The organism is Desulfitobacterium sp. PCE1 (assembly GCF_000384015.1).
GTDB lineage: Bacteria > Bacillota > Desulfitobacteriia > Desulfitobacteriales > Desulfitobacteriaceae > Desulfitobacterium > Desulfitobacterium dehalogenans.
Map to the genome: position 1 here is coordinate 3,510,400 of NZ_KB913023.1, position 25,043 is coordinate 3,535,442.

21 protein-coding genes are annotated in these 25,043 nt (G+C 44.8%); 2 read left to right on the forward strand and 19 right to left on the reverse strand.

The features are described from left to right. Nucleotides 1-190: 190 nt before the first annotated feature. Together DESPCE1_RS0117575 and DESPCE1_RS0117580 are read right to left on the reverse strand one after the other, a co-directional pair. Nucleotides 191-2,416: a molybdopterin-dependent oxidoreductase gene (locus DESPCE1_RS0117575; protein WP_019851188.1), complete on the reverse strand. Its 2,226-nt coding sequence runs from the start codon at nucleotides 2,414-2,416 to the stop codon at nucleotides 191-193. Beyond that, nucleotides 2,409-3,194: a 4Fe-4S dicluster domain-containing protein gene (locus DESPCE1_RS0117580; protein WP_019851189.1), complete on the reverse strand. Its 786-nt coding sequence runs from the start codon at nucleotides 3,192-3,194 to the stop codon at nucleotides 2,409-2,411. Before DESPCE1_RS0117580 ends, DESPCE1_RS0117575 begins: the two co-directional genes overlap by 8 nt. Nucleotides 3,195-3,431: 237 nt before the next feature. On the opposite strand from DESPCE1_RS0117580, the gene DESPCE1_RS0117585 reads away from it, so the two are divergent. Next, on the forward strand, nucleotides 3,432-4,148 hold the full coding sequence (locus DESPCE1_RS0117585; RefSeq protein WP_014795347.1) for a Crp/Fnr family transcriptional regulator: 717 nt from the start codon (nucleotides 3,432-3,434) through the stop codon (nucleotides 4,146-4,148). 108 nt (nucleotides 4,149-4,256) lie between these two features. On the opposite strand, the gene DESPCE1_RS0117590 is transcribed toward DESPCE1_RS0117585, so the two are convergent. The 15 genes from DESPCE1_RS0117590 to DESPCE1_RS0117660 form a co-directional block, all read right to left on the reverse strand. After that, a complete protein-coding gene (locus tag DESPCE1_RS0117590) occupies nucleotides 4,257-5,066 on the reverse strand; it encodes an acyl CoA--acetate/3-ketoacid CoA transferase subunit beta (RefSeq protein WP_014795348.1) in 810 nt (269 codons plus the stop codon). Nucleotides 5,067-5,070: 4 nt separating this feature from the next. Beyond that, on the reverse strand, nucleotides 5,071-6,039 hold the full coding sequence (locus DESPCE1_RS0117595) for an acyl CoA--acetate/3-ketoacid CoA transferase subunit alpha (protein WP_014795349.1): 969 nt from the start codon (nucleotides 6,037-6,039) through the stop codon (nucleotides 5,071-5,073). A gap of 36 nt (nucleotides 6,040-6,075) precedes the next feature. Next, nucleotides 6,076-7,224 (reverse strand): acyl-CoA dehydrogenase, encoded by a 1,149-nt coding sequence (locus DESPCE1_RS0117600; RefSeq protein ID WP_019851190.1) that lies wholly within the window; start codon nucleotides 7,222-7,224, stop codon nucleotides 6,076-6,078. A 70-nt stretch (nucleotides 7,225-7,294) separates the two neighbouring features. Continuing rightward, complete coding sequence (locus DESPCE1_RS0117605; protein ID WP_019851191.1) at nucleotides 7,295-8,656, reverse strand: thiolase family protein; 1,362 nt, start codon at nucleotides 8,654-8,656, stop codon at nucleotides 7,295-7,297. Between the two features lie 45 nt (nucleotides 8,657-8,701). Continuing rightward, nucleotides 8,702-9,544, reverse strand: a complete 843-nt coding sequence (locus tag DESPCE1_RS0117610; protein WP_019851192.1) for a 3-hydroxybutyryl-CoA dehydrogenase — start codon at nucleotides 9,542-9,544, stop codon at nucleotides 8,702-8,704. A 390-nt stretch (nucleotides 9,545-9,934) separates the two neighbouring features. Beyond that, nucleotides 9,935-10,345: a cobalamin B12-binding domain-containing protein gene (locus tag DESPCE1_RS0117615; RefSeq protein WP_014795353.1), complete on the reverse strand. Its 411-nt coding sequence runs from the start codon at nucleotides 10,343-10,345 to the stop codon at nucleotides 9,935-9,937. A gap of 21 nt (nucleotides 10,346-10,366) precedes the next feature. Next, nucleotides 10,367-12,004, reverse strand: a complete 1,638-nt coding sequence (locus DESPCE1_RS0117620) for a methylmalonyl-CoA mutase (protein ID WP_019851193.1) — start codon at nucleotides 12,002-12,004, stop codon at nucleotides 10,367-10,369. 62 nt (nucleotides 12,005-12,066) lie between these two features. Further along, complete coding sequence (gene meaB, locus DESPCE1_RS0117625) at nucleotides 12,067-13,035, reverse strand: methylmalonyl Co-A mutase-associated GTPase MeaB (RefSeq protein WP_019851194.1); 969 nt, start codon at nucleotides 13,033-13,035, stop codon at nucleotides 12,067-12,069. Continuing rightward, nucleotides 13,032-13,550: a cob(I)yrinic acid a,c-diamide adenosyltransferase gene (locus DESPCE1_RS0117630; RefSeq protein WP_019851195.1), complete on the reverse strand. Its 519-nt coding sequence runs from the start codon at nucleotides 13,548-13,550 to the stop codon at nucleotides 13,032-13,034. The genes meaB and DESPCE1_RS0117630 overlap by 4 nt, the downstream gene beginning before the upstream one ends. Nucleotides 13,551-13,578: 28 nt before the next feature. After that, nucleotides 13,579-14,100 carry a DUF6125 family protein gene (locus DESPCE1_RS0117635; RefSeq protein WP_019851196.1) on the reverse strand — a complete coding sequence of 174 codons (522 nt, stop codon included), beginning with the start codon at nucleotides 14,098-14,100 and terminating at the stop codon, nucleotides 13,579-13,581. 276 nt (nucleotides 14,101-14,376) lie between these two features. Further along, nucleotides 14,377-16,467 carry a sigma-54-dependent Fis family transcriptional regulator gene (locus DESPCE1_RS0117640; RefSeq protein WP_019851197.1) on the reverse strand — a complete coding sequence of 697 codons (2,091 nt, stop codon included), beginning with the start codon at nucleotides 16,465-16,467 and terminating at the stop codon, nucleotides 14,377-14,379. Nucleotides 16,468-16,714: 247 nt separating this feature from the next. Further along, on the reverse strand, nucleotides 16,715-17,158 hold the full coding sequence (locus DESPCE1_RS0117645; RefSeq protein ID WP_033422392.1) for a MerR family transcriptional regulator: 444 nt from the start codon (nucleotides 17,156-17,158) through the stop codon (nucleotides 16,715-16,717). 229 nt (nucleotides 17,159-17,387) lie between these two features. Continuing rightward, the gene (locus DESPCE1_RS0117650) at nucleotides 17,388-18,731 is read right to left on the reverse strand and encodes an ammonia-forming cytochrome c nitrite reductase subunit c552 (protein WP_019851198.1); all 1,344 of its coding nucleotides are present in this window, start codon (nucleotides 18,729-18,731) and stop codon (nucleotides 17,388-17,390) included. 18 nt (nucleotides 18,732-18,749) lie between these two features. After that, the gene (gene nrfH / locus DESPCE1_RS0117655) at nucleotides 18,750-19,235 is read right to left on the reverse strand and encodes a cytochrome c nitrite reductase small subunit (protein WP_014795361.1); all 486 of its coding nucleotides are present in this window, start codon (nucleotides 19,233-19,235) and stop codon (nucleotides 18,750-18,752) included. Between the two features lie 252 nt (nucleotides 19,236-19,487). Continuing rightward, on the reverse strand, nucleotides 19,488-19,814 hold the full coding sequence (locus DESPCE1_RS0117660; protein WP_242831278.1) for a hypothetical protein: 327 nt from the start codon (nucleotides 19,812-19,814) through the stop codon (nucleotides 19,488-19,490). Between the two features lie 577 nt (nucleotides 19,815-20,391). Between DESPCE1_RS0117660 and DESPCE1_RS0117665 the strand changes: the two genes are divergently transcribed. Then, on the forward strand, nucleotides 20,392-21,309 hold the full coding sequence (locus tag DESPCE1_RS0117665) for a DUF4180 domain-containing protein (RefSeq protein ID WP_019851199.1): 918 nt from the start codon (nucleotides 20,392-20,394) through the stop codon (nucleotides 21,307-21,309). A gap of 255 nt (nucleotides 21,310-21,564) precedes the next feature. Here DESPCE1_RS0117665 and ppdK read toward each other — a convergent pair whose 3' ends face one another. Together ppdK and DESPCE1_RS0117675 are read right to left on the reverse strand one after the other, a co-directional pair. Further along, a complete protein-coding gene (gene ppdK, locus DESPCE1_RS0117670; RefSeq protein WP_019851200.1) occupies nucleotides 21,565-24,210 on the reverse strand; it encodes a pyruvate, phosphate dikinase in 2,646 nt (881 codons plus the stop codon). Continuing rightward, complete coding sequence (locus DESPCE1_RS0117675; RefSeq protein WP_014795365.1) at nucleotides 24,203-25,024, reverse strand: pyruvate, water dikinase regulatory protein; 822 nt, start codon at nucleotides 25,022-25,024, stop codon at nucleotides 24,203-24,205. The genes ppdK and DESPCE1_RS0117675 overlap by 8 nt, the downstream gene beginning before the upstream one ends. Nucleotides 25,025-25,043: the final 19 nt, after the last annotated feature.

Sequence of the window (25,043 nt, forward strand, 5' to 3'; positions counted from 1 at the left end):
CCCCTCATCAATAGAATAAAAACTTCCAGCGTCTCTTTCTTTCTGTCATATTACCATACATATATGGCTAAAATCATTTTTATCGCCAATTATCACTTAATATTCTGGCGTTAAACAGCTTAATTCAGAACAGACTAAAAAAAACTGCCGCCCAATGACTTGGTCGGCAGTTTTTCTAGTATATTGCTCTTTATCCTTTGGAAACCTGACATAATCCTTCTTTATAGGGAGGGAATCCTGAAATCGGGTCAAAATCACGGGCAATCAAGAGATTGATATCGGCTTTTTCCCACCCATGGAATACATCAATCATTCCAGGCAGAATAATATTGGTCACTTCAAGCTTGAATTGCAGCTCACCAAACTTGGTGGAAAGTTTCACATCATCCCCATCTTTAAGACCCCGAGCCGTTGCGTCCACTTTATTCATACGCACGATGGGCTCCGGCATGAACTGATTCAACCAAGGCATATGCCTTAACTTGGAGTGGGTGTAGTAGGGAATGCGTGAGCCTGTGTTAAGAATAAGGGGAAATTCTTTTGCCAATTCAGGGTTGCTGTTCGGACTGTCCACCGGTTCCTTATATGTGGGTAAGGTATCGAATTGATATTTTCTAAGGATTTCTGAAGTAAATTCAAACTTCCCGCTGGTCGTAGGAAACCCGGTTTTTCCATCGGGCCGGAATTTCCCACTTTCATATTTTTTAAAGGAATTTGGTTCCTTAGGAGGAATGGTTAAACCCTCCGGATTCGCCCGCAAATCCTTCAAGGTGATGCCCAACTTAGTAATTCTCAGCAGTTCCTCCAGGCCTTCTTCTTCACTTCCATTAAAGAACTCTTTCCCATAACCCAGCTTGGTACCTAATTCAAAACAGATCTGCCAGTCGGAACGAGATTCTCCCATAGGTTTAACAATGGGCTCCCGGAAATAGATTGTACGGCCGAAGATGGCAAAGGGGGCCATTCTTTCAAAACACATGGCCGCCGGCAGAACCATATCCATAGTATTATGGGTCATGGGACGGATATAGTAGTCTGCTGCTACGGTAAATTCCATCTTTTCCAGGGCCTGCTGGTAAAGTTTTGTCTGCGGCCACATCATGGCGTTACCTCCGACCATGAACATGGCTTTAATTTTACCTTGGTCCACGTATTCCGGGAAACGATTTACTTGCATATCATTCACAAAGTGAGCCCACACTGGAAAATCTTCCTTGTCTGCTCTCTTCTCTTTGATCTGTTGGAATAAATCCGTTTCCCGATTAAATGCCGGATTGCCTGCAAATAAGTCAAAAGGAAGTCCATCGGGCATTTCCAGGCCGCCCTCAGCATCGATATTCCCCGAAAGAGCAACCACCGAAAGAATGGCTCTGGTATTTTGAGTTCCGTTTGTGCTATGAACCGTGGGAGAAGCACTCCCTATCCAGGTACCTGGGGTTTCCTGGCCAAACATCTTCGCTGCCGCTTCAATCTTTTCTTTGGGTACCCAAGTGATTTCTTCGGTTTTTTCCGGAGTAAATTCTTTGACATACTCAGCGAATTCCGTAAAGCCGTGAGTCCATTTTTCTACAAATCCTTGATCATAATAGCCATCCCTCAGCATCACATGCGCAATCCCCAGAGCCAGGGCTCCGTCGGTCCCGGGACGCAACTGTAAATGTATATCCGCAAGGCTGCTGACCGTCGGGGTCACCCGGGGATCCACAACGATAAATTGGGTTCCATTGGCTTTGGCATCACAGAGCTTACCGAACCGAGTGGGCAAAGACCAGGCAGGGTTTAACGACCAAATTAAGCAAGTCCTGGTCTTGGGACCGGGGTCTGTTCCCATAGAAACCTTGCCCATGGTGAGGAATCCGGCCATCGCCTCCGCTCTGAAACAGGTGGAGCTTTCATTTCCATAGTTGGGTGAGCCAAAAGTATAGGCTAATCTCTGCACAGCCGAGCGGGGCTCCTTGGGATCTCCACAATAAAACATGACTTTATCCGCACCATCCTGGGCCTTGATCCCGTTAAACTTCTTAGCAATGGTCTCATAAGCTTCTTCCCAGCTGATCTGCTTCCAGCCGGGATCAGGGGATCCTTTAGGATTGGTACGAATCACCGGGTGGAGTAAGCGCTCTGGATCGTATAGCTCCTGTATGCTTGAGACCCCTTTGGCGCAAAGCCGCCCATTCGGGTAATTTTCCCGGGACTCTATGCGGATTATCTTACCTTCCTTTAGCGTAGCCTTGATACCGCATTTGGGGGTGTGATTACACATATCACAATAAGAGTATCCATAGGATAAGGGACTATCTTCAGCAGCAAAGGCTCCTTCAGGATGATAAATATTAAAAGCACTTCCCAAAGCAGCTGCACCGGTTAGGGCAGCACTCCCTTTCAGGAACGTACGTCTCGAAATATTCTTAGCCATTATTATCATCTCCTCCTTTGCCTGATCTTGACTTCGCAACACCAACTCCGACTCCGACGGCCACCGCTGCTACAGTAGCAACTGCCACGCCGGTTATAATACCACTGGAAGAAGACTTATCCTCTTCAGGAGGCGCTACCGGTGCATTGGCACTTGCGATATAAGCCGCTGGCAACAGAGCTTCATCCATATTCTCCGGTATCACGTAATACGTGCTGGTCCCCTGAACTTTGATGGCATTATGGGTTGTAATGTATTTCGATATTTCACTTTCCGGGTCTGCCACATCACCGAAAATCCGGCATTTGCCCGGACAGTTTTGCACACAAGCGGGCATCAGGCCTTGTGATACCCGCTGGTTACAGTAGGTACATTTTTCTACTACATTTAACCGTTTTACACTTTCCTCTTCATACGGGGCAATTTCCCCTGGAAAACTGGTCTCGTCTTTTTTCACGAGCTGCCGTTGTCCATAGGGACAAGCGCTGACGCACATTCCACATCCGATACATTTTTCGTGGTCGACCAGAACCGCTCCGTTATCTGACTTGGTCGTTGCCCCTGCAGGACACACAGAAACACATTCCGGATCCTCACAATGATTACACAAAGTTAAGAGAAATCTTTGATTCGCATTGGGATATTCGCCCCATTCTAAGGGCTGAACTCCATTATAGTTGACTCCTGGTCTTGAGCCATTTTCCATTTTGCACGATACCACACATCCATAACAACCTGCACATCGAGTCATGTCTAACAGCATTGCAAGGTTTGCCAAGATTTTTCCCTCCCTTTAGCCACTTTTATCTACTCTTACTTTTTAATGTTTCTGCCCTCCTTTCAATAACTCGGAAGTTTGTGATTGAGTTAACTATAACAATATATTCTGTGCTAATATATAGGTACGGAATAATCCGGAATTTACAAGATGGCTATATAGCGCGTTTATCCTATACTAAAAAAACCTTTAGGCATCCGATTATTTTCATAGACGAATGAAAGGAAGTCGATCGAATTGGGCACACCCAGGGATTATAGTTCAATTTTAATGCCGAGTTATTCCATACGACCGCTGAATTTTAATCAATACCTTCATCTCGGTAAAAGCCATAAGCTATTTCAGGGTGAATTCATCAATAGCATCTGCAATAATGAAGAGGATCCCTATCTTTACTATATTTTAAGTGGTAAAATCAATATCTGCTTTCTACGCACTGATGGTTCTTCATTAGTCATCGCCACCCGCGAGGCAGGCAACGTCTTTCAATCGGAATACCGCGGATTTGCTTCTATAGCGGGAGATAGGCTAAGATTTATCGCTGTGGAAAACTCTGTCATTATTTCTTTTACGAAAAAACAGCTATTTGACCTCATGGAGCAAGATCGGCAAATCATGGATGACCTTTTATATGTAGTCCACATGTTTTACGCCACGTTATGCCATCGCCTGATGAACACCGCTTGTTTATCCTCCAGTCAAAGATTCCTTACTTGGCTGGACAAATTATGCCGTATCAATACTCCCGATAGGAATGGTCATCACATTATTGAATGCGATTTAACTCAGCAGCAAATTGCCGACTTGCTCTTCATCCATCTCACCACATGCAATCGGCTTATTACCGGGTTAGAAAAAGAAAAAATTATCAAAAAAACCAAGACACATATCTATGTCTATAATTCAAAAAAAATCAACGAGTATCTATTAGATGAAAGTAAAATAATCTATTAATTAAATTAAAAATTTTATATTATCAAAATGACTATATGGTCAAAAAAATTATGCAAAAAAGTGCACCGCCAAATGCGATACTGACATTTGGGGTGCACTTTTCAGCTGTTATTTTATGATAATTCCTTCGGGGTCGATTACCTTGTGCAGAAGGTCCAGCTCTTCATAAGTGGGAGTAAGGGTCTCCCCACTAACCCTGGAGATGTTCAGCTCGAAACAACAATTATCACGGCAATCCTCAGGGGTAAAACCAGGGTGAACGGTATCCAGATACATCACACCCTCTTCATCAAAACGATACACTCCCATGTCGGAGATAACCGCAGCCGGTCCGCCTCGAAAAGCAGATCCATACACTTCTTTTTTATGAACCCACTCTCGATTGGGCCCATGGGGAAATCGCCATCCAGGAGAAGTAATATAACTCACCTTTTCCACAAAGCGGCGCTTCTGATTGATCTGGGGCATAATCAATACACTTCTTTTGGCTAAGGAATGAATATCCGTGTTGCCGCCACTCCCTGTAAGGCGTTTCCCCGTGGGGCCGCCCATAAAGGTGGTATTCACATTGCCGTACATATCAACCTCCGCTCCCCCCAGGTAAGCCAGATCGGTTCTTCCCGATTGAAGCTGCCCGAAGGCGTCCATCAGGCCATCGGCCACAGCAGCCTGATAACTGCAGCGGGCATCGGCGACCGAAGTGGGTAAGTCGATGGGACGACCATCGATGGAACCGGATTCATAAATACAGACCGAAGTAGGTGCCTGGGTTTTTTGAGCTAACATGATGGCTAACATAGGCAACCCTGTTCCCGCAAAAACAACTTCACCATCTTTAACCTCACGGGCTGCCGCGCAAGCCAAAAGATCCATAGGCTTGAACTCCCCGATTTTCGAATAACTTTTCTTGCTCTCCATGATCTTACCCCCTTTTCAGTGTTGAGGAATAACCCAAAGCAGGATTAGCCCGTAGGGCTTCGAGACGTGTAATCCCCAGTTTACTTAGATATTCCTGGTGATCTTTTATCCCGAAGACCCATTCCTCGGCCCATTGGTCGAACCCTTCCTGGGTACGGGTGGATTTAAAGAAATTGCTGATGAAGGGACCATCGGGTTCATAGGCGCCGTATAGTCCTGTGGGATGAGCACCCCATGGCAATTCGACGATATAATCCACGAAATAGCCCGGGAGCATATTGCGGGTCGGCTCACGCCGTAAATATTCCTCAGGAACCACTTGCTCAGCGATAATAATATTGTGCTTCGACGCCTTGATCGCTTCTTCGTCACTGAATCGCAATCCATCAACCCGAACGGTTCCTTCCTGCCCCACCATCTGAACATGGGTAATACACCAGTCCGGATGTGCCGCGGGGATTAGGAGGATTTCCGAGTTATTAAAGGGCTCGTTATAAGTAATAACTTTGTGTTTTCCGATATGGCGGTTAGACCCATCCCGGAGACCGGCTTTCCCGAGATTATCATTCTCAGGATTGAGTATATCGCTGCCCATTGCCGAATAGGTGGGCAAAAAGGGAACTCCCTTTGCGCCGGCGGCCAAGCGATATAAAGCATGAATATGGGCCCAGTCTTCGTAGAATATTTCCTTATTTTCAATTTTCCGGGCCAGATTGCCGCCAAATTTACCATAGAGTTCATGACCGCACCAACTGGACTCCCATACACCGACGCATCCTGCCCCAACCAGCATGTCATCATGGGTTCCGCCGTTGACCTCCATCAGATGAAGGTTCCTTTTTTTCTGACGGATCAGCTCATAGATGGCCGCCATAGGGCGACGCCAAACCGTAAAGCCTCCAAAGGTTAACATATCCCCATCATTGATTTGTCCGATGGCTTCCGCCAGGCTGACAATTTTTGGCCTTGCCATAGAAGAATACCCCCCTTATTATTATCTTTCTATTCCTCAAAAACGGCCGATGACTTCACGACCGATAATCATCCGTTGGATCTGATTGGATCCTTCATAAATTTGCGTAATCTTGGCATCTCTCATCATGCGTTCAACCGGGTATTCGGAACAGTAACCATATCCGCCAAGCAATTGCACGCAGTTGGTCGTGACTTCCATAGCAACGTCTGTGGCAAAGAGTTTGGCCATAGATGCCTCTTTGTTATGAGGTTCTTTCTGATCTTTGAGCCAGGCAGCCCTATAGATAAGGAGTTTAGCCGCATCAATTTTTGTTGCCATATCCGCAATCATAAACTGGACTCCTTGATTGGCGGCAAGAGGTTTATCAAATTGTTCTCTCTCCTTGATGTAATTGATGGTATAGTCAAGAGCGCCTTCAGCGATCCCTAATCCCTGAGCACCAATGGTGATCCGCCCTCCGGCCAGCAGTCCCATGGCTACAGCAAACCCATTATCAATTTCACCCAAGACATTTTCCTTGGGAACTTTTACATTATCGAAGTTCAACTCCACGGTCGGTGAACCATGCATCCCCATTTTATCTACAGGCTTACTCATGGTGAATCCCGGAGTATCCCTCTCAATAATCAGACAGGTAATCCCTTTGCCCTTAGGCTGAGTCGGATCCGTCTTGACGAAAGTACAAAAAGTTGTTGCTACACTTCCATTGGTAATAAAAATTTTGCTGCCATTGACTAGAAAATGATCGCCCTTATCCTCCGCTCTGCATTTTAAAGCCCCGGCATCGGATCCGGCATTGGCCTCGGTCAGTGCATAAGCGCCGATAATCTCCCCTGCAGCCAGTCTTGATAGATACTTTTCTTTTAAGGTCTGACTGCCATAAAGGTACATACTCATACAGCCCAATCCAGTATGAACACTTGTAATAACTGCAGTTGAAGCACATGCCTTGGCGAGTTCTTCAACGATAATGGCGAAGTCTAAATAAGAACCCCCGCCGCCGCCCCACTCCTCCGGAACTGGAAAGCCCGTAAGTCCTAATTCCCTCATTTTATTCCATGTATCCATCGGAAATTCATGAGATTTATCCAATTCAGGGGCAAGTGGCGCCAGTTGGTTCTGCGCAAATTTCCTGACCATATCTCTGAGCATCAAGGTTTCACTGCTTAATTCAAATTCCATTTCTCATCGGCTCCATCCCTCAATTTATCTGATCTTTATTCCCTTACTCCAAGTGTTCTCCATCTTGACCTTAATCGGGATCGACACGGATAAGCATGGCATCCCCTTGGGCATTGCCCGCACAGATACCGCATACCCCGTAGCCCCCGCCCCGGCGCTTCAGTTCATAGGCTAAGGTCATCACAATCCGGGCTCCTGTGGCACCAATAGGATGGCCGTAGGCAATTGCCCCCCCATTGACATTAACCTTGGCAAACATTTCCTCCTTGGTCATACCAAGAATACTGCGGGCGCTTACCAAAGCCACTGCGGCAAAAGCTTCATTGATCTCTATGAGCTTCATATCATCCAGGGTCAGATTATTTTGCTCCAGCACTTTCTTTATGGAAAGGCCCGGTACCGTAGCAATATCTTTTGTCGGCTGTGATACTTCAGCATAGTCAACGATGGTGAACAGGGGTTTGAGGCCAAGTTCCTCCGCCTTAGCCCGGCTCATCAGGAGACACACATCTCCGCCATCATTGGTTCCGGGCGCATTGCCGGCGGTTACGCTGCCTGATTTTCCGGTTACGGCACTAATATGGTCAAAGACAGGGCCAAGTTTGGCTAACCCTTCCCTTGTGGTATTGGCACGGGGTCCTTCATCCTTTTCCAAGACTTCCCTACCTCTTCTAATAGCCACCGGGAAAATCTCCTCATCCAGTTTTCCGGATGCAATCGCCTCCGAGGCCGCTCGTTGGGAATGCAGTGCCCATTCATCTTGATCTTCACGGCTGTAGCCGAATTCGTCGGCCACTTCGGAGCCGTGAATGGCCATATGACGATCATAAAAGGAATCCCAGAGCCCGTCATGGACCATTAAATCCACACAGTCCGCCTTGGGCAAACCCATCTTCTTCCCTTTGCGCATATCTGGCAATGCGAAAGGGATATTGCTCATACTCTCCTGCCCGCCGGCAATGACAATCTCCGCCCTTCCTAAGGCAATCATTTGAGCACCCAGGTCGATGGTTTTAACACCTGAAGAACATACCTTATTGACCGTAATCGAAGGGACATGCTCCGGCAATCCGGCCAAAAGTGTCGCCTGACGGCTGGGTACCTGACCGCTCCCTGCCTGCACCACATGCCCCATAATGACGTAATCCACATCCCCGGGGGCAACTTTTCCCTCCGTCCGGCGGAGAACCTCCTTGATGGCAAGGGCCCCTAATTGAGCTGCATCATACTCCTCCAGGGCTCCCGATAATTTGCCGTAAGGTGTTCTTGCCGCTTCTACACATACGACTTCCCGCTGTTTGGCATAGGTGTTCTCAATTTTCCTTCCCATGGTTGAATAATCCGGTTTTCTTTCTCCATAAGCACTGATTTTGGCGTCTTTGTAATATTTTTTCCTGATCAATTCCAGGCTTTGAACGACTTTGGCCGACATGATTTACTCCTCCCCTGCCACCGGCTTAAACGGAATCTTTTCTTTTTATTGGTATGTGTAAAAACCGCGACCCGATTTCCGGCCGTACCAACCGGCTTTTACGTATTTGCGGAGAAGAGGACATGGACGATATTTGTCCCCTAACCCTTCATGAAGAACCTCCGCGATGGACAACACCGTGTCCAGTCCGATTAAATCGGCTAAGGCCAAGGGGCCCATGGGGTGATTCATACCCAACTTCATCACCTGATCAATATCTTCAACAGTAGCTATTCCTTCATAGAGTGTGTAGACAGCCTCATTGATCATAGGAATCAGGATTCGGTTGGCGACAAAACCCGGAGCGTCGTTTACTTCCACAGGGGTTTTCCCCATTTCCAGGCTTAAGTCTTTAATGGTTGTATAGACCTCATCACTTGTGGCTAGACCACGGATGATTTCAACCAGCTTCATCACCGGGACCGGGTTCATAAAATGCATTCCGATGACTCGATCCGGACGTTGAGTAAAAGCGGCAATCTCCGTAATCGGGAGAGATGAGGTATTCGTTGCCAGAATGGTATGCTCCGGACAAATGCCATCGAGCTGGGTAAAGATTTGACTTTTGATCGCCACATTTTCTACTGCTGCCTCAATGACCAGGTCAGCGGAAGCAGCATCCTGCAGAGAGGTAGATTTTGATAAGCGTTCTAAAATTGCCCTGGATTCCGTAACCTCAAGCTTTCCTTTTTCAACACTTCGCTTGAGGTTTTTCTCAATAATGCTCAACCCGCGGGTTACGAATTCTTCCTTAATGTCATTAAGAATTAGGGAATAGCCGGCCTGGGCAGCCACCTGGGCTATCCCGCCACCCATCTGTCCAGCACCAATGACCATGATCGTTTTCATTTTTACCCTCCATTTTTGCGCACTTATTGCAAAGGTGTGCCTGGTAATTTGTTAAGCAAATGTGCTGATTTACAAATCCCTCCTTTATTGTCTTTCAGCATTAATACGTTTAAATATTTTGAATATTTAGCAAATAACATGCCAAGACTTATCTTTATTTGTTCTTAATTAAAAGGACATGCACCACACTATTTAGCAGATAAAGATAAGATCAAGGATTGCGCCAAAAGGTCAGCCAGCTAAAATATTTATTCACAATACTTCAGAAGGATAAGAATTAATAAAAGTTGTAAGAGCAGCATGAAAAAAACGTCCCGAAAGCAGACAGATGTGTTCGAATGTGTCTGCTTTCGGGACAGTTTCTAAATTCATAGTTGACCGGGATTTATATTATATTCCTTTAGAGTAGACTCTATTTTTTATCCACTGGATAATATCTGTTGTCGGTGTACCGGGGGTGAAAAGGGCTTCGGCATATCCTCCCTTAATTAAAGCTTCAATATCTTCTTCAGGCAGGGTCCCTCCACCCATGACTATAATATCTTCAGCATTTTGTTCTTTGAGAAGCTCTTTAACTCTTGGAAAGACTGTCATATGGGATCCGGATAGTATACTCAGTCCGATGACATCCACATCTTCTTGAATCGCCGCCTCCACGATTTCTTCTGAGGTTTGATGGAGCCCAGAATAGATGACTTCCATCCCCCCATCACGTAAAGCCCGGGCGATGACTTTCGCGCCCCGGTCATGACCATCTAAACCTGGTTTACCCACCAAAACACGAATACGCGCTTGTTCCACGATTGACCCTCCCTTATTCTCCTAAAATACAGACTGCTCTTTGTACTCTCCAAAAACCTCCTTGAGAACGGCGACGATTTCCCCTTCCGTAGCATAAGCACGAACGGCATCCATGATTTTCGGTATAAGATTATCCGAACCCTGAGCCGATTCTTTTAAGGCATCAAGAGTATTCATAACATGTAGATTATCACGGCCCGCCCTCAATTCCTTAACCCGCTGTGCCTGACTTCTTTCGATTTCCGGATCAATTTTTAAGAGTTCCATCTCATGGTTTTCTTGAGTTTGGAACTCGTTGACACCGACGATGATCCGAGATTTATTTTCAATTTCTTTTTGATAGCGATAGGCCGCATCTGCTATTTCCTGCTGGAAGAAGTTCTGCCCAATGGCTGCGAGCACTCCTCCCCGTTCTTCAATCTTTCGGAAGTATTCCTCAGCTCCCTCTTCCATTTGATTGGTTAAAGCTTCAACAAAATAGGAGCCTGCTAAGGGATCAATGGTATTGACGATACCTGTCTCATAAGCCAGAACCTGTTGAGTTCGCAAAGCGATCTGCACGGCTTTTTCCGTAGGCAGGGCAAGCACTTCATCCATAGAGTTGGTATGCAGGGACTGGGTCCCTCCCAGGACCGCTGCCATTGCTTGATAAGCTGTACGAATAATATTATTCTCGGGTTGTTGTGCTGTGAGGGAGCACCCTGCAGTCTGGGTATGAAAACGAAGAAGAAGGCTTCTCTCTTTTTCAGCTTTATATTTTTCTTTCATATGCCGGGCCCAAATTCGCCGGGCAGCCCGATACTTCGCTATTTCTTCAAAAAAGTCAGTGTGGGAATTAAAAAAGAAGGAGAGTCGGGGTGCAAAATCATCAACATTCAGCCCCGCTTTAATACCTGCTTCCACATAAGCGAAGCCATCCGCCAAAGTAAAAGCCAGTTCCTGGAGAGCTGTGGCACCGGCTTCCCGGATGTGGTATCCGCTGATACTAATGGTATTCCATTTTGGAACATAGTCACGGGCAAAGGCAAAAATATCCGTGATCAAACGGAGGGACGGTTCAGGTGGAAAAATCCAGGATTTTTGTGCGATATATTCTTTTAAGATATCATTCTGGATTGTTCCGGTAAGTTTGTGCGCAGGAACCCCTTGTTTTTCTGCGGCCACAATATACATGGACCATAAGATGGATGCCGGAGCATTGGTTGTCATGGAAGTGCTGACTTTATCCAGGGGAATATCCTTAAATAAGGTTTCCATGTCCTGAAGGGAGTCGATGGCTACTCCGACCCTGCCCACTTCACCATAAGCCCGGGGATGATCGGAATCGTAGCCCATAATCGTTGGCATATCAAAAGCAACACTTAAACCCGTTTGACCCTGGCTGAGCAGGAATTTATAACGCTGATTGGATTCAACCGCTGTGGCAAAACCGGCGAATTGCCGCATAGTCCAAAGTCTTCCCCGATACATATTGGTGCGAACGCCACGGGTATAGGGGTACTCACCCGGGTAACCAATATCTTTCATAAAAGCAATTTCCGGAGTGTTATCTGGAGTATAAAGAGGATCGATAGGGACACTGGATACGGTCATAAAAGGCCCTTTACGCTCTTTCTGCTCTTGGTAGGATTTTTGCCAACGCAAAAAATCATCGTTCATATTGATTCACCTAACCTTTTTCAGAATCACTCCTTAACCCTTCCACCCTTATCTCTATCAACCTATTTTGAAAAGGAAACATGCTTTACTATTTCTTCAGTAACTATAGATGCCCAAATTTTCTCGGCCAGCCGATACGGATTTTCCTGTTCCAGGTCCTTCTCAGCATTTCGTAAATTCTCCCAAGCTATAGCAAAGGACTGCCTGGCAAGTTCTTCCCAATGATACCAAACTTCTTGTGCAAAGGCCTGTTTACGGCGCACGAGATTTTTTCCGGATTGGATCAGGTAGTTCTGGTGAAGCGCGATTTGATCGCGAAGTTCGGAGAGTCCCCGCTGGTCAAGGACACTGGTCAGGATGACAGGCGGACGCCAGGGTTTTTCCCCATTGAGGTCCAGAACCATTTCAATATCATTTTTAAGGTGTTCAGCTCCCGGTAAATCGGCCTTATTGACGACAAAAACATCTGCAATTTCCATAATCCCGGCTTTGATAGCCTGGATTCCATCTCCCGTTCCTGGATTCAAGACCACAATGACCGTATCCGCCAGTTCCATAATTTCTAATTCTGATTGTCCAACGCCCACAGTCTCCAGAAGAAGGCGTTCATATCCGGCAGCTTCCAATATTCTTAAGACATCCCCCGTGGAGCGGGCCACACCGCCTAAATGTCCCCGGGTACCCATACTTCGTATGAACACCCCGGGGTCTGTGCTATGGGATTGCATACGAATCCGATCCCCCAGAATGGCTCCTCCCGAATAGGGGCTGCTTGGATCAACCGCAACAATGCCGACTTTCTCCTTTTGATCCCGATAGAGATGGGTCATGGCTCCGACTAAGGAACTTTTACCGGCACCCGGCGGCCCGGTTATACCAAGTATCATGCGCTGGCCAGTCCTCGGAAGGATTTGACACATAATTTCGATTCGTCCCCGGTTATTCTCGACTTGAGAAATAAGCCGGGCTGCAGCACGCCGCTCCCCTTTCCAAAGGCGTTCCAACCAAAGCTCATAATCGTGGGTTTTCAAAATTCCATCCCTTCCTTTGCCTCAACCCCTTGTTGATATGCATGCCGATGCTCCTGCATGATTGTTACTGTATCGGCAATGGCTAGAATTTCATCCGGCGCATAGCGTCCGGTTAAGACGAGGTGCAAACGCGGGGGACGCTTTTCCAAGAGTTCCATGACTTCTTGAACTGTGACCAATTTAAAGTCTAAGGCGACCAAAAGTTCATCCGCAACAATCAGGTCAAAGCGATCCTCTTTAAACCATTGGGATAAAATCTCCAGCCCTTCATGGGCCATGGCAATATCCACCGGATCGGGATTTTCATAGGAAACAAAACAATCCCTACCGGTCTGTACCAAGGTTAAGTTGGGGAGCTTCTCAGAGATCTTCACCTCTCCGTAATTTTTGCTTCCTTTCATAAATTGTAAAAAGCTCACCTTCTGATCGTGCCCCAAGGCCCTGAGACTCAGCCCTAAAGCCGCTGTGGTCTTCCCTTTGCCATTACCGGTATAGGCCAGCAAAAGCCCTTTCATATTCTCTCACCTTCTTCCTGTGATGATCTCATTCATTTTCCACCAAGGTAAATTCCCAACCACAGTAATAGTCCCGAGAATCCTGATCTGGAGGGCAAGCTAAACAACGGGTTGAGATTCGCGGGTCGATGGTGGCGGCAAATAAGGAGTACTCTACCTCACCCACTGGCTTACACGGAAAATCAGGCAACTGTTTTCTTCTTCGAGCACTTTGAACCCGACAATCCGTCATTTTAAAAATCAATGTTTTTTCATCCGGCCGTTCTATCGTCTGTTGATTAAGAAATGCGTACAGCCGAAAAGCTAAGGCCCGCTCAAGAGCGTCAAGCCCACCCTGAGGAGGCAGCTTCAAGAACTCCTGAATACGCTTTGCTTCGACTACTGTGAAATGCCGCCAAGCCTCAATGTCATGATGGATTGCTTCTCCAATCCCTCTTTCTCGTTCTATGGACTGAAACCAAAGTCCGTCATGAGCCAACCAGCGCTTGGCAAAATCCTCAAGCAAATCCAACGCTTGTTGATGGGTTAAGTCTTCCTTACTTCTTAACATTTTTTATATCTCCCCCTCAAATCAACCCTTTCGGGTCATACTACCTCACTGCCCTCCTTTGAATGGTATTTATAATATTCTGATTATTATAGCAATTTCTGTGCCAATGGCTGGCTAAGAAGTTTAATACTCAGGCTTTATTTCAAATAAGAGTTCAAAATTATGTTAGTAATATGAAAGGCATCAAGGGCACCAGACCACAAAGCGTCCTGAAAGCGGACATATCTGTCGGGAAATTGACCGCTTTCAGGACGCTTCTGCAGGTTGAACACGCATCTAAGGCCTCAGGTTATATTTATTTAATTTATCATAAAGTCTCGACCGACTAAGGTTTAGAAGCTTTGCAGCTTTCGTCTTATTGCCCCCTGCTTTTTCAAGCGCCGCCATAATCATCTCCCGCTCAATCTGGCCAATTTTATCCTGATGACGTATTCCGTCATTCTCAGCATGGATCATAGGCGGATTACAGCTAATTATATTATGGGGCAGATGCAGCAGCTCAATTAAACCGCTGGGAGCGTAATTGACTGCCCGTTCCACCACATTTTCCAATTCACGAATGTTTCCCGGCCAGGAGTAGTTAAGTAATGCAGCCATAGCGTTATTGGTTATACCCATTACATTAGCTTTCAGTATAGTGTTGAATTTGGTAATGAAAAAATGAGTTAAGGGTTTAATATCCTCAAGACGTTCCCTGAGGGGAGGTATATGTAGATTAATGACATTTAACCGATAGTAGAGATCCGATCGGAACTCAGCATTAGCAATAGCATTAATTAGCTTTTTATTCGTGGCTGCTAAAATCCGTACATTGACTTTTATACTTTCAGTACTTCCTAATCGTTCCACTTCGCGATCCTGCAATACTCGTAATAACTTAGCTTGCAGAGCCAGGGGCATTTCCCCAATCTCATCCAAGAAAAGGGTCCCTCCATCAGCCCGCTCAATACGTCCGGGCTTACCACTCCTGGAGGCACCTGTAAAGGCCCCCCCCTCATAACCAAACATCTCTGCTTCCATAAGACTCTCAGGAATAGCTGCGCAATTTACTTTAATAAAAGGGCCTTGGTAACGTTCACTGCAAAGATGGACTGCATGGGCTACAACTTCTTTGCCAGTTCCACTTTCACCAGTAATTAAAACCGTTGAGCTGCTGGAAGCAACAATGGATATTTCATCTTTAAGCCTTTTCATTTGCGGACTTTCAGCTATCATATCTTTCATGATTGTTTGAGCGGTCATATTCTTTTGCAATTCTTCCTGAAAAAACGAGACTTTATGTTCTAAACAGCGTACCTTTTCCGCCAACTCCTGGGCCTCGGCAAGGTGAGGAAATACGGCTTTCCCTACAGCGCCGACCACATTTCCTTCTTTTATGATGGGTGAACTGGAAACAATGATTGGCTTTCCTTGTATGGTCAGAACTTCACTGGATTCGGATAATCCGGTACTGGCTACATGATGCAAACGACTTGACGCCAAAATCTCCGTAATAGGCCTTCCTATGATTTTATCCGGAGGAAGGGTTAAAAAATTGGCCATAGCTTGATTGACAAGGGTTGTTTTTCCTCTTTCGTCAATCACAACGATGCCGTCACGAATGATGTTGAGTACCGTATCAAAGGTTTTATTCAAAGCTTTAACGGTTTCTAACTCCTTTGCCGTATGCTCTAAATCCGTGAGATCCTGGAAGATCACGATGGCCCCTTCGATACTTCCTTCAATATTCAGCGGGGTCATATTCACCACCATAGTCACATTGCGGCATCTATATTTTTTCCCGATTTGAACGACACCATGGACAAGGGAAGGGGTAATATCCAAATTGGGCAATAAACCGTGGAATGGCTTTCCCATCAAAGAAGCGGAATCTATACCCAGGATCCGCCTCGCACCTATACTGATATGGGTGATACAGCCTCTACCGTCTACGGCAATGACACCATTGTGCATTGAATCCAAGATAGCTTTTAATTGAACATTAAGAAGTTCGGAATGTTTAAATAAAGTCACCACCATGTTGGCCTTACATAAGAGTCCAATAACCTTTCCTTCTCTATCCAGGACCGGAACTGAACCTACGGAACTTACTTTTACAAAACTTGCCAACTGCTCATCGGAAAGATCGTCAGAAATACTAATCACATTGGTAATGAGATAAGGGTCTACAACGTCCTTGGATGTTGCGCCGTTTAGGACAGCACGGTAGAGACTGCTTCTGCTGAAAATGCTCAGCAGTCTTCCGTTTTGATCTAGCACCGGAATTATGGCGATCTTTAAATCAAGAAAAATTCGCACTGCCTTGGCTATAGTATCGCCCAGCTTCAAATAAGCAAACCGCGTATTAGTACCTTCCTCGAGGAGCATATTCTATCACTCCTTATTAAGTAAATTTCATTCAAATACAGACCTGCCTCATTAGAAGTCTGAAAATTCTGCATACATTATATCATCATTTTGCCTTGAATTGAAGGGATAATACCGGACGTAAAAAAAGAGAACCCTGGTGCGGTTCTCAAAGAAAAAAGAGCAAGCTCAATTTCTAATTATTATTATTTATATAAATTCAATGTTCTTATTGAGATTCCGGGCAAAAAGCAATCTGCTCTTCAAGCTATTTGCCATCTGAAGAGCTGGCGCAAGTCTTTAACATTTCACAAGTACTGCAAAGCTCACTTTTATCACTAGCTATAAAACAATAAGTCCCTTCAACCTTCCAACAAGGTTTGGATTCATTAATGGGTGTGGAACTGCTTCTCATCCCTCCACCTTTGCAATTTCGATTGTACCAACAGGAATACATAGACGTGATCTGCTTTACTCCAGCAATATTCAACCCCTTTTCATTCATAAGAAACTTAATGAATTTTAAACGCAAGAGATCGTTATTTGAATATTTTCTTTGATACTTATCCCGGTTAGGGTGAATTAAACCATTTCTCTCCCACACTCTTAAGGTTTCAGGATGCTCCTCAATTAGCTCCGCTACGGTACCAATGCTGTAAAGGCCTTTTTCTTCGTCAAGCAAAATTATCACCACCTTTAAGGGCCTCAACATTTTGATGCACAATAATTTTGAATTATCGATATCTTTATCTATATAGATTGTAACCCTTTTGGCTCAGAATCTCAATATTCTTATTTAAGTTTTCATAGACGAGATGTATAACTACGCTTAATTATAATAACGATAGCGAAAATATTCAATGTGTAAAAATAAACAAAAACCTTCGCTACCACATTTTGGGTAGCGAAGGCATTTTCTAAAGGGTATCCAGTGATTCTGCTTATGACTTAGGAGCACTTTCCTTCTCATGCATTATTTTCATTGTTTCTGTGTTGGTTTTAGGTGCCTTGACATCCCACTTAGGAGTTGCGACACCGGTTACAGCTTCTGTAGCCTTGCTGATGGCCTGGTAAGCATAGTCCATGGATGTATTCAGAGTTTCCATGGTTAACTGAGGATTATGGAAGCCCATGGAGTTCTCTGCTCCGACCCAATCCACTAAGAATTGACCCTTACGTTGCAATGCACGGGCCTCGTTGAGAACATCCTGATTAGCGCCCTTAGCATCAGCTTCAGCAATGGCTTCAATCGCTTCGACATTGATATTTCCTACTTTACCCATCATATCGGCGACTTTGTCCTGAGTATAGAATACTCTTTCTTTGAGTTTTTCTTCGCCTTCTCGATGACAAGTCATGCAGCTCTCGTTCATATGCTTAAGAGGGCTGGTCCACCAGTGCGAAGAGATTTTCTCTCCGCCGTTCATGGTGTAAGGCATATGGCAATCCGCGCAGGATAAACCGGCTTCAGCGTGAGTGCTGCCCATGAAGGTTTCGTATTCAGGGTGCTGGGCCTTGATTTCACCGACACCGGCTTTCGGATGTTTCCAGTCGGAGAAACCTATTTCTTCATAATAAGCCAAGACATCATTGGGGGTAAGACCTTTATCCCAAGGGAAGGTGACAATTTTCTTATCTCCTGCGAAATAATACTCAACGTGACATTGTGCACATACCATGGTGCGAAGTTCTTGGGTAGTCAGGTTATCAGGATCCTTGCCCAAACGAGTAAGAGCGTCCCGTAAAGGGGGCTGGACAATGACCAAATTCATGGTCTGAGGATCATGACAATTGGCACAAGTAATGCCTTCCGTCATTTTACCCTTCAAATCATGGAAATTGGCTCCATAATAGGCATCACCCATTTCTTCTACGATACCGGCTACATTGGCAGATTTACAGGTCCAGCAAGAAGCAATACTTTTTTCATTAATACGTTTGATTTTGGTGACGTCTTCAATGGTGTAGGCATGGCCACGATCTTCATTGTATTCAATAGCAAACCCATACCCAGCAAAAATCTCTTTTAAGAAAGGCCACTGGGTCAGCTTGTCAAATTCTTCGGAGCCGCCATACTTACTGCCTTCATTGGACATTTCTTTTGTTTTGACGAATGTATCATATTGTTTAGGATAATACTTGGCATACTCGTCTACAGATAAGGTTCCAGGAGCGATATCAGCCCGAAAAGCAACAGGCTGCGTGGTTTTCGATGAACAACCAACCGCGGCTATGCTGATGGCCATTGCAGCCAGCAATCCTATGAGTATTTTACCTTTTCTCACAATTTTACCTTCCTTTCTCTATCGATAGTTGCTATGAGGGGTATAGCGGTGACAATCAAAACATCGTCGACTGGAATCCATATTAACATTCCTTACCACGTCTTGATGGCATCTTAAGCAGTTATTCTGTACCATTTCCGTATTCTTTTCTGCGATGCGAATACTGTCCGGCAGGTCACTGAATGTATTGTGGTAAAGGTGCTGAACTCCTGCCGTAACCTTTGTATAGGTCTTGGTCACATAGTTGGTTTGATCCGTATGACACTCGTTACAACCGGCTATTTCCCGGTGGGATGAATGGCTCCAAGTCCCATAAACAGGCTCCATAACATGACAAGAGACACAAAAACTTGAATCTTTTGTAACAGCATGCACTCCTTGAACTCCAATAATGACTATTGAGAACAATCCTATAAAAAGACCTACGATTAGAGATAGTTTGGATATTCTTTTAGTTTTTCCGCTTGGGACACCGGTTTTTTCTTGCTCCACTCCGCTATTCATAGCTTACCTCCTTTCTCAAAGTCTCTCGTGGTGTCCTATTCTGCCTGGACCTCTTCATTAAAATTATAAAAAATATAGACCATTAAACCAATTAACAAATTCATCACAATTTATTAACATATTCTTAACAAAGAGAATCGCTTGGAAAAATAGTTGTCCTTGGCGAAACTGGTGTGCAATATAAGTTATAAAAATAAGGTACTGGAACTTTAATTTAAAACAAGTTCCAATACCTTATTACTTTAAATCGAGCTAAGCCTTCTTTTTCGCCCACATAATTACGCCATACGAAAGCCACGCGAACCCGATTCCAAGAAGTACGGCAATTCCTATCATCGCAATCACTGTATAGTCATAAAAAGCTATAAAGCCACCGTTCGCTAGTGTTGAAGTTTGCGGCAAATCAATGACATTATACGAACCCAACACACAAACAATCCATGTGATGCCGACGAAAACAGAAGGTGCCATCTTTATTATTCTCGATTTTGCTAGTACGCACAGCAGCAGCTGTACAATGGCAGGAAATCCAAACAAAGCAAGAGCAATCAGCCAAAAAACCGCTCCGTCGCTCATCATTCTTTCTCCTTTTCAACATCCTGTGTATCGGGTGGAGGGACTTTGTCGGAATCATGCCACGTGCTTCCAGTCAGAGCTGGGGTTGAGCACGCCTACTGTAAATTCATCATATAGTTTCTTTATATTTTTGATCATTTATAAAAGGTTGTTTTTTCAATTCTTCTAAAGAATAAAAGGTTCCTCTCCATTTAAGACCACCACGACCTAAGGTCTTAATCATCGAATGAATATTGCCCAAATGTATAAAGAAGAACCTGTTTGAGCAGATTCTTTTGACATTACAGCACCCCCTTTGTCATCAATTATAACTGATATGTCCTATTGCTGCACAACCAACAGGCCCTCCCGATTCAACTAATTGAACATTATCCCCATTATCCAAAACTATTATAACCATTTGACAATAACAAGAGGGCCTAGGCCACAGCTATCTAAATAGACTAATCTCCTTTTTCACATCACTGAGCACTTTTGTAATCATTGATATCAACAACATGGCAAATAAATTTCCTAAATTGACAACTGTAATAACATATGTTATCGTTAACCTATGTTATTATTAAAAGAGGTGCGCTCAATGTCAATTAAATCAGCAATATTAGGTATACTTAGTTGGAAGCCTTCAACAGGATATGAACTAAAAAAGATCTTTGAGGATTCCTCCTTCATGTACTGGTCTGGTAATAATAATCAAGTTTACAAAGCTCTTATTAGTATGGAAGATGAGGAGCTTGTTACAAGTAAAGTGATTCATCAGGATAACTCTCCTTCAAAAAAAATATATACCATAACTGAAGAAGGACTTAAAGAACTAAAAGAGTGGGTTATATCATCACCAGAGGCTCCTGAAATTAAAAAAACGTTCTTGGTACAACTTGCCTGGTCAGACATGTTAAGTAATCAGGAATTAAGTGAAATTCTCACAAAATATGAAAATGAAATCAAATCGCAATTGATTATGCAGCAGGAGAAATACAGACGTTCAATTCATTCTCCTAATAGAAACACTAGGGAAAGTTTAATATGGGAGATGATTTCAGAGAACATTATTTCAACCTATAATAATGAACTTAATTGGATCCGTGGAACCCGTCAGAAGTTGTTTGAAAATGAAACTGTGGAGGAAAAAGATAAAATGAACTATCAAATTAGAGAAATAGAGAATAAAAAATATATTGAACTGATTTCTACTACTGAACCATTAAGTACTGAGAATGATGCACTTAATCTGGTGGCTTTATGCTGGGAGCATGAGACACATGTGCTTATGATACACTATGCAGCCTTATCAGAAGACTTCTTCAAACTTAAAACCAAAATAGCTGGTAATATTATTCAAAAATTTATAAACTATGGTATAAAAGCTGCTGTTATTATCCCTCAAGAAACAATTCAAAAAGGCAGATTTAAAGAGATGGTCATGGAAACAAATAAAGGCAATCATTTTAGAATGTATGAAAGTAAAGAAGAAGCTGAAAAATGGTTTTTGAATTAGGGGCTTCAAACGTTTTCAAAGCAAGCTAAGATCGAGTTATTGCCCGATACGGTCACTTCATTGTCAACCAAGCGGATCGGATACTAAATTCCTGAAAAATAAAGAATAATTACAATGCAGTTGATTCAAAAACAGGGTATTATTTCTTAAGATCATTAAGAAGTAATACCCTTGCTTATTTTATTATAAGTCTCTTAATCTTGGGTAGAAAAGGCTTTACTATCTTTGACCAGCCTATTTTCAGCCCTACTTCGATTAGTCTTTGTTGATTACAACGGCTTGTGCGGCGGCCAAACGGGCAATGGGCACCCGGAAGGGAGAACAAGACACATAGTTCAGACCGATTTGATGGCAGAATTCGATGGATGAGGGATCTCCCCCATGCTCACCGCAGATTCCCACTTTTAGGTCAGGATTGGCCTCCCGGCCAAGTTTTACTCCCATTTTCATGAGCTTGCCTACTCCATTGCGATCGAGAACGGCAAAGGGGTTGTTCTCGAGGATATTCTGCTCCAGATAAGCCGGAAGGAATTTACCTTCGGCATCATCCCGGGAGAAGCCCAGGGTAGTCTGTGTCAGGTCATTGGTACCGAAGGAGAAGAAGTCGGCAGCTGTGGCCACTTCATCTGCGGTTAGGGCAGCCCGGGGCACTTCAATCATGGTGCCAATTGTGTAAGAGAAGGTTACTCCTTGTTCCGCCATGACGGCTTGGGCCGCCTCCTCGGTGACCTTGCGGAGCTTCGCAAGTTCCTTGACATGGATAACAAGAGGAATCATAACCTCAGGATAAATCTCATAGCCTTCTTTGACAAGACGTGCAGATGCTTGGAAAATCGCCCGTGCCTGCATGGCATAGATCTCAGGGAAGGTGATTCCCAGACGGCAGCCCCGATGCCCCAGCATGGGGTTCATTTCGGATAGAGCACGAACTTTTCTTAAGAGGGCTTCTTTTTCATAAAGCTCTTCTTCATGATCTCCCTTCATTTTCAGCTTGGTGATATCCACCACCAACTCTTCTACATTGGGGAGAAACTCATGGAGGGGAGGATCAAGAAGACGGATGGTTACCGGGAATCCTGCCATGACTTTTAGAATCCCATAGAAATCTTCTTCCTGCATAGGAAGGAGTTTAGCTAAAGCTTCCTCTCTTTCCGGTAGGGTCTGGGCGAGAATCATATCTTGAACAATGGGTATGCGGGCCGGGTCCATAAACATATGCTCAGTCCGACAAAGTCCGATGCCCTGTGCTCCGAAATCCCGGGCTTTTTGTGCATCACGGGGGTTATCCGCGTTGGCCAGGACCTTAAGTGTGCGAATCTCATCAGCCCAGCCCAATAATTCCTTGAACTCTTCGCTGAGCTCAGGGTCAATCATGGGGACCTCTCCCTTAATAACACGACCTGTTGCCCCATCAATAGAGAACAAAGTTCCTTCCGGGTAAGTGACACCATCAATGGTTACCGTATTATGAGTATAATCAATCCTTAGTGCCTCACAGCCACATACTGCAGGTTTACCCATATGACGGGCAACCACTGCGGCATGGCTAGTCATGCCCCCCCGGCTGGTCAAAATCCCTTGAGCTGCCAGGATCCCATGGATATCGTCCGGTGTAGTCTCTGTCCGAACCAAGAGGACCTTTTCCCCTGCGTGACCCAGACGCTCAGCATCATCGGCATCAAAAATGATTTTGCCGGATGCTGCCCCCGGCGAAGCAGGAAGCCCTTTGGCGATAACCTCTAATTTGGCCTCACTGTCCATGCGGCGATGGAGCAATTGGCCTAATTGACCAGGCTCAATCCGGGCAATGGCTTCTTCCTTAGAGATAACCCCTTCCCGACAAAGCTCCACAGCAACGCGGATAGCTGCAGGAGCAGTACGTTTCCCATTCCGTGTCTGGAGGATATAGAGCCGTCCCCGTTCAATGGTAAATTCAATATCCTGCATATCCCGGTAATGGGCTTCCAGGCTATTGGAAGTCTCTACAAATTGGGCATAGATCGCTTTGTTCTCATCTTCGAGGCTTTTGATAGGTTGAGGAGTACGGATACCTGCTACCACATCCTCACCCTGAGCATTCATAAGATATTCTCCATAAAGGGCTCTCTCTCCCGTGGATGGGTTGCGGGTGAAAGCTACTCCTGTACCTGAGTCATTGCCCATGTTTCCGAAGACCATGGATTGCACATTGACTGCGGTACCGATGTCATCTGGAATCCCATTGATTCGCCGATACACATTGGCACGATCATTGTTCCAGGAACGGAATACGGCTAAAATAGCCTGTTCCAGCTGTTTCATGGGATCTAAAGGAAAAGGACTTCCTGTACGGCGTTGTATGAGCTTTTTATACCCTGCTACAACTCCTTTAAGACTCTCTGCCGTAAGCTCCGAGTCATAATGTACGCTTTGCTTTTCCTTGGCATCTTCCAAAATTTTCTCAAATTCATGATGCTCCACTTCAAGAACAACATCTCCGAACATTTGAATAAAACGCCGATAGCTATCATAAGCAAAGCGTTCATTCTGGGTGGAAGTAGCAAGACCCTCTACTGTATCATCATTAAGTCCGAGGTTAAGAATAGTATCCATCATACCGGGCATAGAGAATTTTGCTCCGGAACGAACGGAGACCAAGAGAGGATTGTCTTTATCTCCGAATGTCTTGCCTGTGGCATTTTCGATATCCGCTAAGGCCGGACCAATCTGTTCCCACAGCCCTTCCGGAAAGTTGCGGCCTCCAGCATAGTAATCATTGCATGCTTCTGTAGTAATGGTAAACCCTGGAGGTACGGGCAACCCAATATTGGTCATCTCTGCCAGATTAGCACCCTTACCTCCTAATAAATCTCGCATGGAAGCCTGGCCTTCACGGAATAAATAAACAAACTTCTTAGACATTTCGCTCCCCCTTATACAATATCTCTAATATTCTTGATGCCGTCTCTTCAATAGCCTTGCCGGTGGCATCAATGACCGGGCAACCTACTTTACGCATAATTCCCCGGGCATATTCCAATTCTTCCACGATACGTTCATAATTCGCATAATCCGCACCAGATCCTAATCCTAAGGTTCTCAGCCGTTCCGTTCGAATCTGATTCAATAGATCAGGCTTCAAGGTCAAACCGATTACTTTTTGGGATGGAATTCTAAAAAGCTCCTGCGGAGGAGAAACTTCAGGAACCAGAGGTATATTAGCTGCCTTGATTCCTTTATGGGCCAGATACATGCTTAAGGGAGTTTTTGATGTCCGGGAAACTCCGATAAGTACCACATCTGCTAAGAGCACTCCCCGCGGATCCTTGCCATCATCATATTTCACCGCAAATTCAATGGCATCGACTTTACGGAAATACTGTTCATCCAATATATGAGTCACATTGGGGGTATAGCTTGGCAAAAGGCCGGTCTGATCAGCAAGGATTTTAATTAAGGGACCGAGAATGTCCACTGTATGCAATCCATAGTCTTTGGCTTTTTCTTCTAAATAATTCCGAAGTTTTTTTACTACAAGGGTATAAGCAATAATCGCTTGCTCTTTCATAGCTTCTTCGAGGATTTCGTCCACATGAACTTCATCCTGCACATAGGGGACCTTGCGAATTTTGGTTCGAATCCCTGAAAATTGAGCTGCCGCTGCCCGGCTGACGTATTCAGCTGTCTCACCCAAAGCATCTGAGATTATGTATATAACAGGCATTTCCTTAGCCACTTCACACCTCCAAGGTCAA

Excerpts from the sequence above, each read along its gene's own strand:
- DESPCE1_RS0117575 (WP_019851188.1), bottom strand. The coding sequence starts at position 2,416 with ATGGCTAAGAATATTTCGAGACGTACGTTCCTGAAAGGGAGTGCTGCC.
- DESPCE1_RS0117590 (WP_014795348.1), bottom strand. The coding sequence starts at position 5,066 with ATGGAGAGCAAGAAAAGTTATTCGAAAATCGGGGAGTTCAAGCCTATG.
- DESPCE1_RS0117595 (WP_014795349.1), bottom strand. The coding sequence starts at position 6,039 with ATGGCAAGGCCAAAAATTGTCAGCCTGGCGGAAGCCATCGGACAAATC.
- DESPCE1_RS0117600 (WP_019851190.1), bottom strand. The coding sequence starts at position 7,224 with ATGGAATTTGAATTAAGCAGTGAAACCTTGATGCTCAGAGATATGGTC.
- DESPCE1_RS0117605 (WP_019851191.1), bottom strand. The coding sequence starts at position 8,656 with ATGTCGGCCAAAGTCGTTCAAAGCCTGGAATTGATCAGGAAAAAATAT.
- DESPCE1_RS0117610 (WP_019851192.1), bottom strand. The coding sequence starts at position 9,544 with ATGAAAACGATCATGGTCATTGGTGCTGGACAGATGGGTGGCGGGATA.
- DESPCE1_RS0117620 (WP_019851193.1), bottom strand. The coding sequence starts at position 12,004 with ATGAACGATGATTTTTTGCGTTGGCAAAAATCCTACCAAGAGCAGAAA.
- DESPCE1_RS0117630 (WP_019851195.1), bottom strand. The coding sequence starts at position 13,550 with ATGAAAGGGCTTTTGCTGGCCTATACCGGTAATGGCAAAGGGAAGACC.
- DESPCE1_RS0117635 (WP_019851196.1), bottom strand. The coding sequence starts at position 14,100 with ATGTTAAGAAGTAAGGAAGACTTAACCCATCAACAAGCGTTGGATTTG.
- DESPCE1_RS0117640 (WP_019851197.1), bottom strand. The coding sequence starts at position 16,467 with ATGCTCCTCGAGGAAGGTACTAATACGCGGTTTGCTTATTTGAAGCTG.
- DESPCE1_RS0117645 (WP_033422392.1), bottom strand. The coding sequence starts at position 17,158 with ATGTTGAGGCCCTTAAAGGTGGTGATAATTTTGCTTGACGAAGAAAAA.
- nrfH (WP_014795361.1), bottom strand. The coding sequence starts at position 19,235 with ATGAATAGCGGAGTGGAGCAAGAAAAAACCGGTGTCCCAAGCGGAAAA.
- DESPCE1_RS0117660 (WP_242831278.1), bottom strand. The coding sequence starts at position 19,814 with ATGATGAGCGACGGAGCGGTTTTTTGGCTGATTGCTCTTGCTTTGTTT.
- DESPCE1_RS0117665 (WP_019851199.1), top strand. The coding sequence starts at position 20,392 with ATGTCAATTAAATCAGCAATATTAGGTATACTTAGTTGGAAGCCTTCA.
- ppdK (WP_019851200.1), bottom strand. The coding sequence starts at position 24,210 with ATGTCTAAGAAGTTTGTTTATTTATTCCGTGAAGGCCAGGCTTCCATG.